The following is a 15,174-nucleotide window of genomic DNA, read 5'->3' as shown; positions in this document are numbered from 1 at the left end:
GAGGGCACTATGCTACGCTCGGCCCCGAAGGAAGTGCTCAACCTTTCCGTGACCAAGGACGCCCTCGACCGAGCACTTGCACTGACGGATGCGCTCATCAAGGCGCTCGAGAAAGAGGGCTTCTCCTTCGAAATCGATGCCGAAAAAGGGGCCACCTGGGTCAAGTGGTTGGAGACCGGTACGAAGATGGCCTTCGCCATCAGCGAGCACGTCAAGCGCAGTGTGCATGTGGTTACGCCTGCGGAGGAGCGTGCCCGGAAGCGGTACTGGGATCGGTCGCGCTGGGACCACGCTGCAAGTTATCCAAGCATCCCACAACATGACTACACTCCGACAGGCACCCTGACGATAGAGGTAGGGCGCTGGCCATCCCGCAAATGGAACGACACACCGAGAACGCAGCTAGAAAGTCGCCTCGGGGAGGTCGTCGGTGGCGTCATCGTCCTGGCGAGGGACATCCATGCCAAAGAGCAAGAGGAGGCACGCCGCAAGGAGGCCTACCGCCTCGCAGTGGAGCGCTATGAGTTCCTCACGACCCGCCATGCCGATGAAGTCGCTCGCTTCGAGGCGCTTGAGGCCGATGCAGCGAACTGGGAGCGAGCAGCAAAGCTTCGTGCCTTTGCTGATGCGAAGGAAAGGCAACTTCGTGCAGTGGGTGGGCCTTCGGCTGAGCAGGCCGACTGGCTTGCCTGGGCGCGGGCAAAGGCCGACTGGCTGGACCCCTTGGTGCTGGTTTCTGACGTCATTCTGGATGCGCCAGAGCCCAAGCGGCCCGGCTACTGGTAGGCCGCTGGCGGATGCAGCAAAAAGTGCCTGCGGTTCCAAGAGATTTTTTTGGTCACGAATTGCTTTATTTCGTGCTGTTTGGCCAAGATATGCTTTCCCGGCGGTCGCGGACGGCTGGAAGAGGCGTCCGTAGGCCGCTTTTCGGGCTGTTTGTGGTCGTGAGTTCGGTAGTTCTTGGCCACTTTATGCTTGATTTCGTGCCAGGAAATGCTTAACGGCACATTACACTTTGCAGTGTGATGCGCTGTTTTGCTTTGTATGGCAGGTTTTTGCTGAGTCAGTGTGGCAAAGTTGTGCCGGGTAGTGCCATTGCCAAGTGCATAGCAAAGCCGTGCCGCTATCATGCGGACTACGCCGCAGTGGTCTTCCGTCCCTTCCTGCAGTCGGTTTGTCGTCTGCTGCGTGCTTGACGACCTCATTCAGGTCGCGTTGGCCAAACGCAGCAAGCGACAGATTTCCGGATGGCGCAGACACCGCAAACCCTCCAGCCAAAGTGCTTGATCTTCGATCTTGAGACTGTTCCGCAAGCAGACGGTGGCCGGCAGCAGATCATCAAGATCGGAGCATTGCGACCGGATACCGGTGAAACGCTCGAGCTGAATACCGGCGCGGGGCTTCGTGCGGCGCTCGTCCGCCTCGATGCGATGTCCGCGGGGGCGAGCTTCGTGCTCGGGCACAATGTGTTGGCTCATGACTTGCCCGTGTTGCGCGAGGTTGCGCCCAACTCTGCGCTGCTGCAGCTTCCGGTGATCGACACACTGCACCTGTCGCCGCTCGCCTTTCCGCAGAACCCCTACCACCGGCTGATCAAGGACTACAAGCTGATCCGCGACAGCCTGAACTCGCCGCTGTCCGACTGCCGCTCGACACTGACGCTGTTCGCCGACCAGCAGAACGGTTTCGACAAGCTGTTCGAGGCGAATCCCGAGGAGTTGCTGTGCTACCAGGCCTTGATCGCGCCGCGCACCGGAGCGGGGCTGGGTAATTTCCTGTTTGCGCTCACGCGGCGCGCTCCCTTGTCGCTGGCGGAGGTCGCCTGTCGCCTGCCGGCCTTGCTGGCGGAGACCGACCCCGCGCTCGAGCGCGAACTCAAGGTCTGCCGCACCCGGCTGACAGGTCTGCTAGAGGACGATCTGCGACGGCCCGAACTGCATTGGCCGATCGCCTACGTGCTGGCATGGCTGCGGGTGTCGGGTGGTAATTCGGTGCTCGCCCCTTGGGTGCGCCACCAGTTCCCGGCGGTGGGGCAGCTGATCGCCGAGTTGCGCGATCGGCCTTGCGACGACCCCGGCTGCACCTACTGCCGCACGACGCACGACCCCCGGCGGGAACTCAAGCGCTACTTTGGCTTCGACGATTTTCGCTACGAGGCGGAAGGCCGCAGCATGCAGCACGACATCGTCCTGGCCGGCATGCGAAGCGAGCCGGTGTTGGCCGTGCTTGCCACCGGTGGCGGCAAGTCGATCTGCTATCAACTGCCGGCGCTGAATCGCTATCACCGCAACGGCAGCCTCACAGTGATCATCTCGCCGCTGCAGTCGCTGATGAAAGATCAGGTGGACGGCCTGCTCGCGCGCAACGTCCAGTGTGCGGCCGCATTGAACGGCTTGTTGACCATGCCCGAGCGGGCCGACGTGCTGGAGAAGATCCAGTTGGGCGATGTGGGCATGCTGCTGGTGTCGCCCGAGCAGTTCCGAAACAACGCTTTTCGCAAAGCGATCGCCAATCGGCAGATCGGTGCCTGGATCTTCGATGAGGCGCACTGCCTGTCGAAGTGGGGCAACGATTTCCGACCGGACTACCTTTACGCGGCGCGTTTCATCCGTGAGTTCACCGGCGAGGGTGAGCTCGCCCCGATCGGGTGCTTCACCGCCACCGCCAAGCAGGATGTGCTGGACGATATCCGCAAGCATTTCCTCGATGAGTTGGGCGTTCGCTTCAAGTCCTTCATCGGCACGCCCGAGCGCCCGAACCTGCATTTCGAGGTCTTTCCGGTAGCGGCCGGCGAGAAGTTTGCGCGCACCCACGACTTGCTCCGCGACGAACTCGAGGGGCGTGAGGGCGGTGCCGTGGTGTTCGTCGCCAGCCGCAAGAAGGCGGAAGAGTTGGCCGATTTCCTCATCGGGCAGAACTGGACCTGCAGGCATTTTCACGCTGGACTGCAGCCACACGAGAAGAAGGACATCCAGGACGCTTTCATTCGTGGCGAGCTGCGCGTGATCGTCGCCACCAACGCCTTCGGTATGGGCGTGGACAAGCCGGATGTGCGCCTGGTCGTCCACGCTGATATCCCCGGCTCCTTGGAAAACTACCTTCAGGAAGCAGGCCGTGCCGGGCGGGACCAGGACGATGCCCGTTGCGTCTTGCTTTACGACCCGCAGGACATCGAAACCCAGTTTGGGCTCAGCGAGCGTTCACGGCTGAGCTATAAGGACATCCAGCAGATCCTGAAGAAGCTCCGATTCGAAGCCGCCAAGCGCAAGGGCGGACAGGTGGTGATCACCGCGGGCGAAATTTTGCAGGACGAGACCGTCCAAACCAGCTTCGAGTCGGATGACCGGGATGCGGAAACCAAAGTCGTTACCGCCATCGCCTGGCTGGAGCGTGGGCAGTTTCTACGGCGACAAGAGAACCACACGAAGGTTTTTCCCGCCAAGCTGTGCCTGACTGAGGAAGAGGCGGCAAAGCGGCTCGACAACGCCCGCCTGCCTCACCGGCGTCTCGAGGAATTCCGCGCGATCCTGCGCTACCTGTATTCAGCCGACGCAGACGAGCGCATCAATACCGACCAGTTGATGTTGCTGACCGGGCAGACGAACGAGGAGGTCAGCGCTGCGCTCAGGCAGCTCGAGGCGCTTGGCCTGCTGGAGAACGATTCTCAGCTTACGCTTTACCTGCGTCACGGGATTGCCGGGGCGTCGAGCGAGCGCCTGCAGCGCTGCCTGGCGCTGGAGGCGGCGCTGTTCAAGGTCTTGCGCGAGCTCGCGCCGGACGCGGACGACGGGTCGTGGCAGGACGTCAACCTGCCGCCGCTGACGGCTGCCCTGCGCGAGTGCTGTGGCCAGGCCGAGCTGCTGCCCCTGCATGTCTCCCGCCTGCTTCACAGTCTCGCGCTCGATCGCGACGGCGACAGCCAGCAGCGCAGCAGCTTCGAGCTCCGGCAGGTCAACCGCGACCATCTCAAGCTGCGCATCCGCGGCGGATACAGCTGGTCGCAGGTCGAGGGGCTGGGCGACAAGCGGCGGCGCATCGCCGCGGCGGTGCTGCCCTTCCTGTTCGGCAAGTTGCCACCCGGGCAGCGCGGCAAGGACTTGCTGGTGCAGACCACCTTTGGCGAGCTTCAGCATCTCCTCGCAGCGGACCTGGAACTGTCCACCACGATCAAGCCGGAACAGCGTCTCAAGGCGCTGGAGCACGTGCTGCTCTACCTGCACCACCAGGAGGTGCTGACTCTCAACCACGGCATGACCGTGATGCGGCGGGCGATGACGATCGACATCAACCCGGACAAGCAGGGCCAGCGCTATGTGAAGGACGACTTCCAGCGCCTGGACGAGCACTACCGGGAGCGCCGCATCCAGGTGCATGTGATGCGCGAATACGCCGAGATCGCGCTCAGGGAGATGGCCGACGCCTTGCGGCTGGTCATGCATTACTTCACCCGCAGCAAGGACGATTTCCTGCGCCACTACTTTCCGGGCAAGGAAGAGATCCTGCAGCTTGCCACCAGCGAGGGCTCGTGGAAGGCGATCATCGACGCGCTGAACGCCACGCAGAAGGCCATCGTCACGGACCACCGGGACCAGAACCGGCTCGTGCTCGCCGGCCCGGGTTCAGGCAAGACGCGGGTCGTAGTGCATCGCATCGCTTACCTGTTGCGTGTGCGGCGCGTGCCGGCCGCGGCGATCATCGCGCTCACCTTCAACCGGCATGCGGCCAACGAGATCCGCAAGCGCCTGTTTGCCTTGGTCGGCAACGATGCGATCGGGATCACTGTGCTCACCTATCACGCCATGGCCATGCGGCTTGTTAACGGCGGTCGATTCCCGCACAAATCCGGCGTCCACCGCCGGCACGGCACAGCATGACCTTGATCTGGTGAGCGGATAGCGGCTGTTTGCTTGATGGGGTCAGGGGCGTTGGAAGGCGCCCGTAGGGCGACTGGGAAACGCCCCTGACCCCGGCGCGCCGATGGCGGGCGGGGTGTTCGTGCAATCGGGAGGGAGGGCGTTTGGCACCCGAGTGGCCGATGCGCGCACAATCGGGCTCGGCCTGTGGCAACGCAGGCGCGACACCGGCTCAAACCGCCAAGTCATCCCCAGTGTCGCGCCCCGCACCCGCGCAAGGCTGCGCGGTCGTTGCGCCCGTAGTCTTTCACGAAGTGGGCGCTGGCGTCGAGTCTCCCACGGGCCTCAAGGCCCATGGAGTCGACCGGACGACGCTATCTCTGTGCCGCGTGCCGCGCGGCAGTGCTGATCTGCAGCCACTGTGATCGGGGGCAGCGCTATTGCGCCGCCGGCTGCGCCCAGCGTGCCCGCGCGGCCTCGCTGCGGGCAGCCGGCACGCGCTACCAGGCGAGCTTTGCGGGGCGCCTGGCGCACGCGCAACGCCAGCGCCGCTACCGCGCGCGACGCCAGGAAGTGACGCATCAGGGTTCCCCGCCGCCGGCCCCGCCTGTTGAAGTAAGGACCGCGCCGACCGTGCCCGAGTCCGTACCGTCCGCGAGCGGGCAGTGCCACCTGTGCCACCGTGTGCTGTCCCCGTTCGTGCGTCAGGACTTCCTGCACTCCCCGGTTCGGCGCCCCTGTCCGCGATCCGAACGGAGTCCGCCCCGCCATGGCCCTGTCCCCTGAACACGAAGCGCAGATCCTGCGCTACTACCACGCCGAGCGCTGGCGCATCGGCACCATCGCCGTGCAGCTCGGGCTGCACCGCGACACCGTCGCGCGCGTGCTCGCCCAGGCCGGCCTGCCCCGGCACGGCCCCGTGCAGCGCGCCTCGGCGATCGACCCCTATCTGCCCTTCCTCCACGAGACGCTCGCGCAGTTTCCGCGCCTTACGGCCGCGCGGCTCTACGACATGGTGCGCGCACGCGGTTACCCCGGGCGCCCCGATCACTTCCGCCACCTGATCGCCCGCCACCGCCCGCGCCCGAGCGCCGAGGCCTACCTGCGGCTACGCACCCTGCCCGGCGAGCAGGCCCAGGTCGACTGGGGGCACTTCGGGCACCTGACGATCGGGCGCGCACGCCGTCCGCTGATGGCCTTCGTCATGGTGCTGTCGTGGTCGCGCCAGATCTATCTGCGCTTCTTCCTCGATGCGCGCATGGAGAACTTCCTGCGCGGCCATGTCGGCGCCTTCGAGTGCTGGGGCGCGGTGCCGCGCATCGCCCTCTACGACAATCTGAAGAGCGCGGTGCTCGAGCGTTGCGGCAACGCGATCCGCTTCCACCCGACCCTGCTCGCGCTCGCCGGCCACTACCGCTTCGAGCCGCGCCCGGTGGCGGTGGCGCGTGGCAACGAGAAGGGGCGCGTCGAGCGCGCGATCCGCTACGTGCGCGAGGCCTTCTTCGCCGGATGCGCCTTCGCCGATCTGGACGACCTCAACGCGCAGGCCCAGGCCTGGTGCGAGGGCGCCGCCGGCGCGCGGCGCTGCCCCGAGGACGCCTCGATGACGGTGACCGAGGCCTTCGCGGCCGAGCGCGAGCGCTTGCTCGCGCTGCCCGAGGCGCCGTTCCCGACCGATGAGCTGCGCGCGGTGTCGGCGGGCAAGACTCCGTACGTGCGCTTCGATCTGAACGACTACTCGATCCCCCACACCCATGTGCAGCGCCCCCTCACCGTGTGCGCCGACCCGCTGCGGGTGCGCATCCTCGACGGCGAGGACGTCATCGCCACCCACGCGCGCAGCTACGACCGCCGCCAGCAGATCGAGTGTGCCGCGCACCTCGAGGCGCTCGTCGCGCACAAGCACGCGGCCCGCGCCCACCGCGCCACCGACCGCCTGACGGCGGCCGTGCCGGCCTGCCAGGCGCTGCTCGCCCAGGCCGCCGAGCGCGGTGAGCCGCTCGGGCGCACCACGCGTGCGCTCACCGACCTGCTCGATCGCTACGGGGCGGGCGAACTGGCCGTCGCCGTCGACGAAGCACTCGCGCGCGGCGTGCCGCATCCCAACGCGGTACGCCTGGCGCTCGAGCGCCGGCGCGAGGCGCCCCCGCCGCTGGGCGTGCCGCTACCCGCGCATCTGAAGACGCGCGACGTCACCGTGCGCGCCCACCCCTTGGCCGGCTACGACCGCCTGCTGGAGGACGACCATGACGACGCCTGAACCGCTGCTCGCGCGCGCCCGCGCGCTGCAACTGCACGGCGTGGTGAGCCACTGGGCCGAGTGCGCCCAGGCCCCGTGGATCGCCCCGCTCATCGAGTGGGAGGAGACCGAGCGCGCCCGACGCTCACTCGAGCGCCGGCTGCGCTGCGCGCACATCGGCCGCTTCAAGCCGCTGGCCGACTTCGACTGGCGCTGGCCCGAGCAGTGCGACCAGGCCGCCATCGCAGAGCTGATGACGCTCGGCTTCCTCGAGACCGCCACCAACGCCTTGCTGGTCGGCCCCTCCGGGCTCGGCAAGACCACCATCGCGCAGAACATCGCCCACCAGGCGGTGCTGCGCGGGCACACCGTGCTCTTCACCACCGCCGGCCAACTCCTGGGCGAGCTCGCCGCGCTCGACTCCGACTCGGCGCTGCGCCGCCGCCTGCGCCACTACGCCAGCCCCACGCTTCTGGTGATCGACGAGGTCGGCTACCTCTCCTACTCGAACCGCCACGCCGATCTGCTCTTCGAGCTCATCAGCCGTCGCCACGAGAAAAAGAGCACCCTCATCACCACCAACAAGTCCTTTGCCGAATGGTCCGAGGTGTTCCCCAACGCCGCCTGCGTGGTCGCGCTCATCGACCGCCTGGTCCATCACGCCGAGATCATCGCCCTCAAGGGCCCGTCCTGGCGCCACAAGGAAGCCCAGGAGCGCGCCGCCACCAACGCCCGCAAACGCAAATCCGCACGGAGTCCCGCATGAAGACCGACCACCCGCCGTCCGGGCTGCTGCGCGGTCTGGACCTGCTCATCGACGCCGACTGGACGCCCGAGCAGGCCCGGGCCGTGATCGAGCTGCTCGACGATCTGCGCGAGCGCATCTGGGCGCACTACGAGCTCGCCCTGTTCGAGCACTACCGCCAGGACCGCCTCACGCAGGCCGAGCTGCCGTTCGACGATCCGTCGTTCTGATCGAGCCCCGCCCCCCAGCACAACGAGGGCCGACGCGCGCGGCCCTCGTGCCGTTTACGGCGCCGCCGGCGCCCACTCGACGACGCCGTTTAACGACGCCAGATTTGTGCGGAATCAGGGAGCCGGCAACACGGCTGACCGGCACCAGTTTCGATCGCCGCGACAAGGTGGAAGAGGGCGAGCTGGATGCCGTTCTCGACCGCGCTGCGGAACTGCTGGAAGGCCGTGCATCGGTCGAAGGCGAGGACGATCTGCGCGAGCGTCTGTTGCAGGGCTATCGCTACATTCTGGTGGACGAATACCAGGACATCGACGACCGCCAGTACCGGCTCGTCAGCGCGCTCGCCGGGCGGCACGACGAACAGGAGGGTGACCTGTGCATCCTCGCCGTCGGTGACGACGACCAGAACATCTATCAATGGCGGGGCGGCAGCAACCGCCACATCGCACGTTTCTGCGAAGAATACGACGCGCAGATCAGCTATCTGGTCGAGAACTACCGTTCCAGCCGGGCCATCATCGGCGCCGCAAATCACCTGATTGGCCAGAATGCCTCGCGGCTCAAGGTGCAGCATCCCATCCGCATCGATCCGGCGCGTGCGACCGGGCCGGCGGGCGGCGCGTGGGAAGCGCTCGATCCCGAGCGGCGCGGCAGCGTGCTCCGGCTTCGCATTCCGGGGGCGGACCGCAACTGCGGCAACCTCCAGGCCCAGGCTGTAATCGCAGAGTTGGACCGGCTCCGGGCACTGGAGGTGCGGGATCACTGGCAGGGTGTGGCAGTGCTGGCGCGCAGTCACCGCTACCTGTGGCCGGTGCAGGCCTTGTGCGAGCGCAAAGGCATTCCGTATTTCCTTGCGGCGGACAAGCAGAACGGCTTGCCGCTCACCCGGCAGCGTCCCTTCGTCCGCCTGGTCGCGCATCTGCGTGCCCTTGCCGTGCCTTCGCTCGCTGCTGCGGCGCTAGCGCAGCACGCCAGCGAGCTGACCGCGGATCCGGTCTGGCGGGATTTCTTCGCGACCGCGCTTGAGCAACTCGGCAGCGAGTATGGCGATTGCCTTCTTGCGCCGGGAACGATGGTCGACTGGCTCTACGACTACGCCCGCGAGATTCGGCAGCAGCCGCGCCCGGGGCTGTTCCTCGGCACGGTGCACTCGGCAAAGGGGCTCGAGTTCCGCCACGTCGCCGTGCTGGATGGAAACTGGGAGGCGTCGGCCGAGCAGATGGAAGAGGCCCGCAGGCTCTACTACGTAGGCATGACACGGGCGGAGGAAACGTTGACGCTGTGCGACTTCGAGCCCGGCAACGCATTCGTCACGACGCTCAGCGCCGCTACGCAGCACCGCCGTTTTGAAGGCGATCATGACCCAGCGCTGGACGTGCAGTATCAGTTGCTGAGCCTCGGCGATGTCGACATCGGCTTTGCCGGCCGGCAGCGTCCCGGTGCATCGGTGCATGAGGCGATCAGCCGGCTCGAGCCCGGCGATCCGCTGGCGTTGCGCGCCGACGGTGATCGCTACGTGCTCCTCGACCTTCGCGGCAACATGGTCGGACGCACTGCAAAGGCCTTCAAGCTGGCGCTCGAGCCCGAGAGGTGCGAGGTCGCCGGCATCGTCGTGCGATACAAGGAGGAAACCGAGCCCGCGTACATGGATGCGGTCAGGTGCGAGCAGTGGGAGGTCGTCGTTCCGCGGTTGCGCGGCAGCCAGAAGGCCTGACCCCCTGCTGTGCGCGTCTCATCTGCGATAATCCAGCCCAGTTTTCCACCTGCGAGTACGTGCCTTGCATCAACCCAGCATCACGCTCGCCCAGCTCGAATCGCACCTCTGGGAGTCGGCCAACATCCTCCGCGGGCCGGTCGACGCGGCCGATTTCAAGACCTACATCTTTCCGCTGCTCTTCTTCAAGCGCATCTGCGACGTCTGGGATGAGGAGTATCAGGAGATCGTCGACGAGACGGGCGACGAGCAGCTCGCGTGGTTCCCCGAGTCGCACCGCTTCCAGATCCCCGAGGATTGCCACTGGAACGATGTCCGCGCCAAGGCTGCCAACGTCGGCGCGGCGCTGCAGCACGCGATGCGCGAGATCGAGAAGGCCAACCCCGACACGCTCTATGGCGTGTTCGGCGATGCCCAGTGGTCGAACAAGGAGCGCTTGTCCGATGCGCTGCTCAAGGATCTCATCGAGCACTTCTCGAAGCTGCCGCTCGGCAACGGCAACGTCACGTCCGACCTGCTCGGCGACGCATACGAATACCTGATCAAGAAGTTCGCAGACGCCACGAACAAGAAGGCCGGCGAGTTCTATACGCCTCGCAGCGTGGTGCGGCTGATGATCGACATGCTCGACCCGCGCGAAGGCGAGACCATCTACGACCCTGCCTGCGGCACCGGCGGCATGCTGCTGGCCGCGGTGCAGCACGTGCAGGAGATGCACGGCGACGTGAAGCGCCTGTGGGGCAAGCTCTACGGGCAGGAGAAAAACCTCACCACCTCGTCCATCGCGCGGATGAACCTCTTCCTGCACGGCATCGAGGACTTCAAGATCGTGCGCGGCGACACGCTGCGCAACCCCGCCTTCTTCGATGGCGACCGCCTTTCCGCCTTCGACTGCGTCATCGCCAACCCGCCGTTCTCGTTGGAGAAGTGGGGCGAGGATCTTTGGCTCAACGACCCCTTCGGCCGCAACTTCGCCGGCCTGCCGCCCTCTTCGAGCGGTGATTTCGCCTGGGTGCAGCACATGGTCAAGTCCATGGCCGACGGCACCGGCCGCATGGCGGTCGTGCTGCCGCAAGGCGCGCTGTTCCGCAAAAGCGCCGAAGGCGGCATCCGCCAGAAGCTGCTCAAGCTCGACCTCATCGAAGCGGTGATCGGTCTGGCGCCCAACCTGTTCTACGGCACCGGTCTGGCCGCGTGCATCCTGGTGCTGCGCAAGAAGAAGCCCGCCGCGCGCCGGCGCAAGGTGTTGGTCGCCGACGCCTCTCGCCTCTTCCGGCGGGGCAGGGCGCAGAACTATCTTGAAGCCGAGCACGCCGCGCAGATCCTCGGCTGGTATCGCGACTTCCAGGACGTGCAGGACGCGGTGCGGGTCGTCGCACTCGACGAGATCGAGGCCGAGGACTGGACACTCAACATCTCGCGCTACGTGCTGCCGCCGCTGCAGGAAGACATCCCGCCGCTGCCCGAGGCGATCGCCGCCTTCAAGGACGCGCTCCAGCGCTGCCGCGAGGCCGAAGAGCGCCTCGCCCAGGTCATGGCGGAAGGGGGCTGGCTGAAATGAGCAGGCGCATCACCCAGCAAGAACTCGAAAGCTACCTCTGGGGCGCGGCCGTGTTGCTGCGCGGGCTGATCGACGCCGGCGACTACAAGCAGTTCATCTTCCCGCTGCTGTTCTTCAAGCGGGTCTCCGACGTCTGGGACGAGGAGTACGAGGTCGCGCTGGCCGAGTCCGATGGCGACCTGTCCTATGCCAAATTCGCCGAGAACCATCGCTTCCAGATCCCCGCGGGCGCGCACTGGAACGACGTGCGCCAGACGCCGCGCAACGTCGGCGCCGCCATCCAGCAGGCGATGCGGGCGATCGAGTCTGCCAACCCGGACCTGCTCGACGGCATTTTCGGCGACGCGCCGTGGACCAATCGCGAGCGCCTGCCCGACGAAACGCTCAAGAACCTTATCGAGCACTTCTCCACGCAGACGCTCTCGGTCGCCAACGTGCCCGAGGACGAGCTCGGCAACGCCTACGAATACCTCATCAAGAAGTTCGCCGACGACTCCGGCCACACCGCGGCCGAGTTCTACACCAACCGCACCGTCGTCCACCTGATGACGCAGCTTCTCGCCCCGCAGGCGGACGAGTCCATCTACGACCCCACCTGCGGCACCGGCGGCATGCTGATCTCCGCGCTGGACGAGGTGAAGCGCTCGGGCGGCGAATACCGCACGCTCAAGCTCTACGGCCAGGAGCGCAACCTGATCACCTCGTCGATCGCGCGCATGAACCTCTTCCTGCACGGCGTCGAGGACTTTCAGATCATCCGCGGCGACACCCTCGCCGAGCCGCGCCACATCGAAGGTGACCGGCTGCGCCGCTTCGACGTCATCCTCGCCAACCCGCCGTACTCCATCAAACAGTGGGACCGCGAGGCGTGGACGCAGGACAAGTGGGGCCGCAACTTCCTCGGCACCCCGCCGCAGGGGCGGGCGGACTACGCCTTCCAGCAGCACATCCTCGGCAGCCTGTCCGACCGCGGTCGCTGCGCCATCCTGTGGCCGCACGGCGTGCTGTTCCGCAACGAGGAACAGGCCATGCGCAGCAAGATGATCGAGCAGGACTGGGTGGAGGCGGTCGTCGGCCTCGGTCCCAACCTGTTCTACAACTCCCCCATGGAGTCCTGCATCCTGATCTGCAACCGGCGCAAGCCGGCCGAACGCCAGGGCAGGGTGCTGTTCATCGACGCGGTGGGCGAGGTCACGCGCGAGCGCGCGCAGAGCTTCCTCAAGCCCGAGCACCAGCAGCGCATCCTCGGTGCCTTCAAGGCCTTCGCCGACGCGCCCGGCTTTGCCCGGGTGGCGACGCTCGCCGAACTGCACAAGAACGCCGGCAATCTGTCGATTCCGCTGTACGTGAAGCGCCCGTCGGCCAGTGCCGCCGCCGCGGCGGCCGGCGGCGACCAGCCGGCCAGCCTCGCCGAGGCCTGGGACGCCTGGCAGGAGAGCGGGCGGGCGTTCTGGCAGCAGATGGATGCGCTGGTCGAGACGCTGGACGGGCTCGGCGTGGCGAAGGAGGCAAGCGATGCGTAGCGCGCAGGAACTGCTCGACGAGCTCAATGCCAGCGACGAGTCGCCGCGCATCGAGGCCAAGCGTGCGCGGGAGGTCGGCAAGTCGGTGCTGGAGACCGTCATCGCCTTTGCCAACGAGCCCGGCATGGACGGCGGCCACTTGCTGCTCGGCGTCGATTGGTCGATCAACGACAAGGGCGACACCGTTTATCGCCCCGAGGGTGTGCCCGACCCCGACAAGCTGCAGCAGGATCTGGCCTCGCAATGCGCGAGCATGCTCAGTTTTCCATTGCGTCCGGAAATCAGCGTCGAGCGTATCGACGGCAAGACCCTGGTCGTGGTGTATGTGGCCGAGGTGGATAGCGGGCACAAGCCGGTCTATCTCAAGGCCACCGGCCTGCCGCGCGGAGCCTTCCGCCGCATCGGATCGACCGACCAGCGCTGCACCGACGAGGATCTGTGGGTGCTGCGCGGCGACACCCGCCCGCAGAAGGGGCCGGACCAGAGCATTCTCACCGATGCACGCCTGGACGATTTCGACCCCGCCGCGCTGGCCGAATACCGCCGCGTGCGCAGCCGCTTGAACGCCAGCGCCGAGGAGCTCGGTTACGGTGACGACGATCTGCTCGAGGCGCTCGGCGCGGTGCGCCGCGTCGATGGCGAGCCGCGCCCCACGTTGGCCGGCATCCTGCTGTTCGGCAAACCGATGGCGCTGCGCCGCATGCTGCCGATGGTCAAGATCGACTACATCCGCGTGCCGGGCATCGAGTGGATGGAGGACCCGCACGAGCGCTTCCAGTCCATCGAGATCCGCAAGCCGCTGCTGCTGGCGCTGCCCCTGGCCGAAGCCAGCATCATCGACGAGCTGCCCAAGGGTTTTCATCTGCCCGAGGGCGAACTGCACAGCGTCCAGGAGCCGATCGTCCCGCGCAAGGTGATCCGCGAGGCGCTGGCCAATGCGGTGATGCACCGCAGCTACACGCAGCACAGCCCGATCCAGATCATCCGCTACAGCAACCGCATCGAGATCCGCAACGTCGGCCACTCGCTCAAGCCCGTGGCCGAGCTTGGCATTCCGGGCTCACGGCTGCGCAACCCCACCCTGTCCGCCGTGCTCCACGACTTGAACCTGGCCGAAGCCAAAGGCACCGGCATCCGCAGCATGCGCAGGCTGGCCGCCGAGGCGGGACTGACGCTGCCCGAGTTTCACTCCAGCCGCGAGTCGGACGAGTTCCGCGTCACGCTTTTCCTGCACAACCTGCTCACCGAGGACGACCACGCCTGGCTGCGCTCGCTGAGCAGCGAGCCGCTGGATGCCGACGAAACCAAGGTGCTGATTTACGCTCGCGCCACCGGTGCGGTGGACAACACGGCGTGCCGCGACTTCAGCGGGCTGGACACGCTGACCGCCAGCCGCGTGCTGCGCCGCCTGCGAGACAAGGGTTTGCTGGAAAAACATGGAGGCGGCAGCCACACGTATTACGAACTGGCCAGCCCAACAATCCCCACGCCGCTTGCAATCCACCCAAGCTCAAGTGCGCCAGCAGGGGAGGCTTGCAACCCAAAGCATGCAACCTTGCCTCTCGAGCTTGCAACCTTGCTTGCAACCCTACAGGGCCGCGTCAGCACGGAAGCCTTGCGTGGAGGCATTGTGCGCCTGTGCGCATGGCAGGCTTTGGGCGTGGACCAGCTTGCAAGTTTTCTGAACAAAGACCGGCACTACTTGCGCAACAAGCACCTGATTCCAATGGTGCGAGAGGGGCAGCTGCGCTTTCGCTACCCCGAAAGCGCTAAACACCCGCACCAGGCCTATGTCGCCGCCGGCGCGGAGGACAGGAACAATGGCTGAGAAGCAACTGAAGCCCGGCTGGAAGGTGTGGCGCTTTGACCAGATCGCCACCAACGTCAACGAGCGGGTCGACAACCCTTCCGAATCCGGCATGGAGCATTACGTCGGCCTCGAGCACCTCGATTCCGATTCGCTGAAGATCCGGCGCTGGGGTAGTCCGGACGACGTCGAGGCGACCAAGCTCGTCTTCCGCAAGGGTGACATCATCTTCGGGCGCCGCCGGGCGTATCAGCGCAAGCTCGGGGTAGCGGAGTTCGATGGCATCTGTTCGGCGCATGCCATGGTGCTGCGGGCGAAGCCTGACGTCGTGTTGCCGGAGTTCCTGCCGTTTTTCATGCAGAGCGACGTGTTCATGAATCGGGCGGTGGCAGGGTCTCCGCACTCGGAATGCATTTTTCCTGATCGCATAGCCACCTGAAAATCTTCGTTCACATTCAACACCTTATGCAGCCATCTTGTGGACCCTTCGAAAATCACGTC

General features: G+C 66.1%; 10 protein-coding genes. All 10 read left to right on the top strand.

Annotation, left to right across the window (positions count from 1 at the left end; all coding sequences use genetic code 11):
• The first annotated feature begins 33 nt into the window (after positions 1–33).
• The 10 genes from TMZ1T_RS15175 to TMZ1T_RS15130 all read left to right on the top strand — a co-directional run bounded on the left by TMZ1T_RS15175 (position 34) and on the right by TMZ1T_RS15130 (position 15,112).
• Positions 34–786: a hypothetical protein gene (locus tag TMZ1T_RS15175; protein WP_041589887.1), complete on the top strand. Its 753-nt coding sequence runs from the start codon at positions 34–36 to the stop codon at positions 784–786.
• 497 nt (positions 787–1,283) lie between these two features.
• Positions 1,284–4,874, top strand: coding sequence for a RecQ family ATP-dependent DNA helicase (locus tag TMZ1T_RS15170; protein WP_261788970.1), 3,591 nt, complete (start codon positions 1,284–1,286; stop codon positions 4,872–4,874).
• A gap of 748 nt (positions 4,875–5,622) precedes the next feature.
• Positions 5,623–7,113: an IS21 family transposase gene (gene istA, locus TMZ1T_RS15165; protein ID WP_012585351.1), complete on the top strand. Its 1,491-nt coding sequence runs from the start codon at positions 5,623–5,625 to the stop codon at positions 7,111–7,113.
• Positions 7,100–7,858: an IS21-like element helper ATPase IstB gene (gene istB / locus TMZ1T_RS15160; protein ID WP_011254920.1), complete on the top strand. Its 759-nt coding sequence runs from the start codon at positions 7,100–7,102 to the stop codon at positions 7,856–7,858. The genes istA and istB overlap by 14 nt, the downstream gene beginning before the upstream one ends.
• Positions 7,855–8,067 carry a hypothetical protein gene (locus TMZ1T_RS15155; protein WP_004359146.1) on the top strand — a complete coding sequence of 71 codons (213 nt, stop codon included), beginning with the start codon at positions 7,855–7,857 and terminating at the stop codon, positions 8,065–8,067. Before istB ends, TMZ1T_RS15155 begins: the two co-directional genes overlap by 4 nt.
• Before the next feature lie 104 nt (positions 8,068–8,171).
• On the top strand, positions 8,172–9,782 hold the full coding sequence (locus TMZ1T_RS21180; RefSeq protein WP_049766916.1) for a UvrD-helicase domain-containing protein: 1,611 nt from the start codon (positions 8,172–8,174) through the stop codon (positions 9,780–9,782).
• Between the two features lie 64 nt (positions 9,783–9,846).
• Positions 9,847–11,343: a type I restriction-modification system subunit M gene (locus tag TMZ1T_RS15145; RefSeq protein WP_012585832.1), complete on the top strand. Its 1,497-nt coding sequence runs from the start codon at positions 9,847–9,849 to the stop codon at positions 11,341–11,343.
• Positions 11,340–12,866: a type I restriction-modification system subunit M gene (locus TMZ1T_RS15140; protein WP_012585831.1), complete on the top strand. Its 1,527-nt coding sequence runs from the start codon at positions 11,340–11,342 to the stop codon at positions 12,864–12,866. Before TMZ1T_RS15145 ends, TMZ1T_RS15140 begins: the two co-directional genes overlap by 4 nt.
• The gene (locus TMZ1T_RS15135; protein ID WP_315968371.1) at positions 12,808–14,694 is read left to right on the top strand and encodes an ATP-binding protein; all 1,887 of its coding nucleotides are present in this window, start codon (positions 12,808–12,810) and stop codon (positions 14,692–14,694) included. The genes TMZ1T_RS15140 and TMZ1T_RS15135 overlap by 59 nt, the downstream gene beginning before the upstream one ends.
• The gene (locus TMZ1T_RS15130) at positions 14,687–15,112 is read left to right on the top strand and encodes a restriction endonuclease subunit S domain-containing protein (protein WP_012585829.1); all 426 of its coding nucleotides are present in this window, start codon (positions 14,687–14,689) and stop codon (positions 15,110–15,112) included. The genes TMZ1T_RS15135 and TMZ1T_RS15130 overlap by 8 nt, the downstream gene beginning before the upstream one ends.
• The last annotated feature ends 62 nt before the right edge of the window (positions 15,113–15,174 follow it).

The organism is Thauera aminoaromatica (assembly GCF_000021765.1).
Lineage (GTDB): Bacteria > Pseudomonadota > Gammaproteobacteria > Burkholderiales > Rhodocyclaceae > Thauera > Thauera aminoaromatica.
This window is presented reverse-complemented; position numbering and strand designations above follow the sequence as displayed.

Coding starts and splice junctions, on each gene's coding strand:
- istA (WP_012585351.1), top strand. CDS start 5,623: ATGGCCCTGTCCCCTGAACACGAAGCGCAGATCCTGCGCTACTACCAC.
- istB (WP_011254920.1), top strand. CDS start 7,100: ATGACGACGCCTGAACCGCTGCTCGCGCGCGCCCGCGCGCTGCAACTG.
- TMZ1T_RS15155 (WP_004359146.1), top strand. CDS start 7,855: ATGAAGACCGACCACCCGCCGTCCGGGCTGCTGCGCGGTCTGGACCTG.
- TMZ1T_RS15140 (WP_012585831.1), top strand. CDS start 11,340: ATGAGCAGGCGCATCACCCAGCAAGAACTCGAAAGCTACCTCTGGGGC.
- TMZ1T_RS15135 (WP_315968371.1), top strand. CDS start 12,808: ATGCGCTGGTCGAGACGCTGGACGGGCTCGGCGTGGCGAAGGAGGCAA.
- TMZ1T_RS15130 (WP_012585829.1), top strand. CDS start 14,687: ATGGCTGAGAAGCAACTGAAGCCCGGCTGGAAGGTGTGGCGCTTTGAC.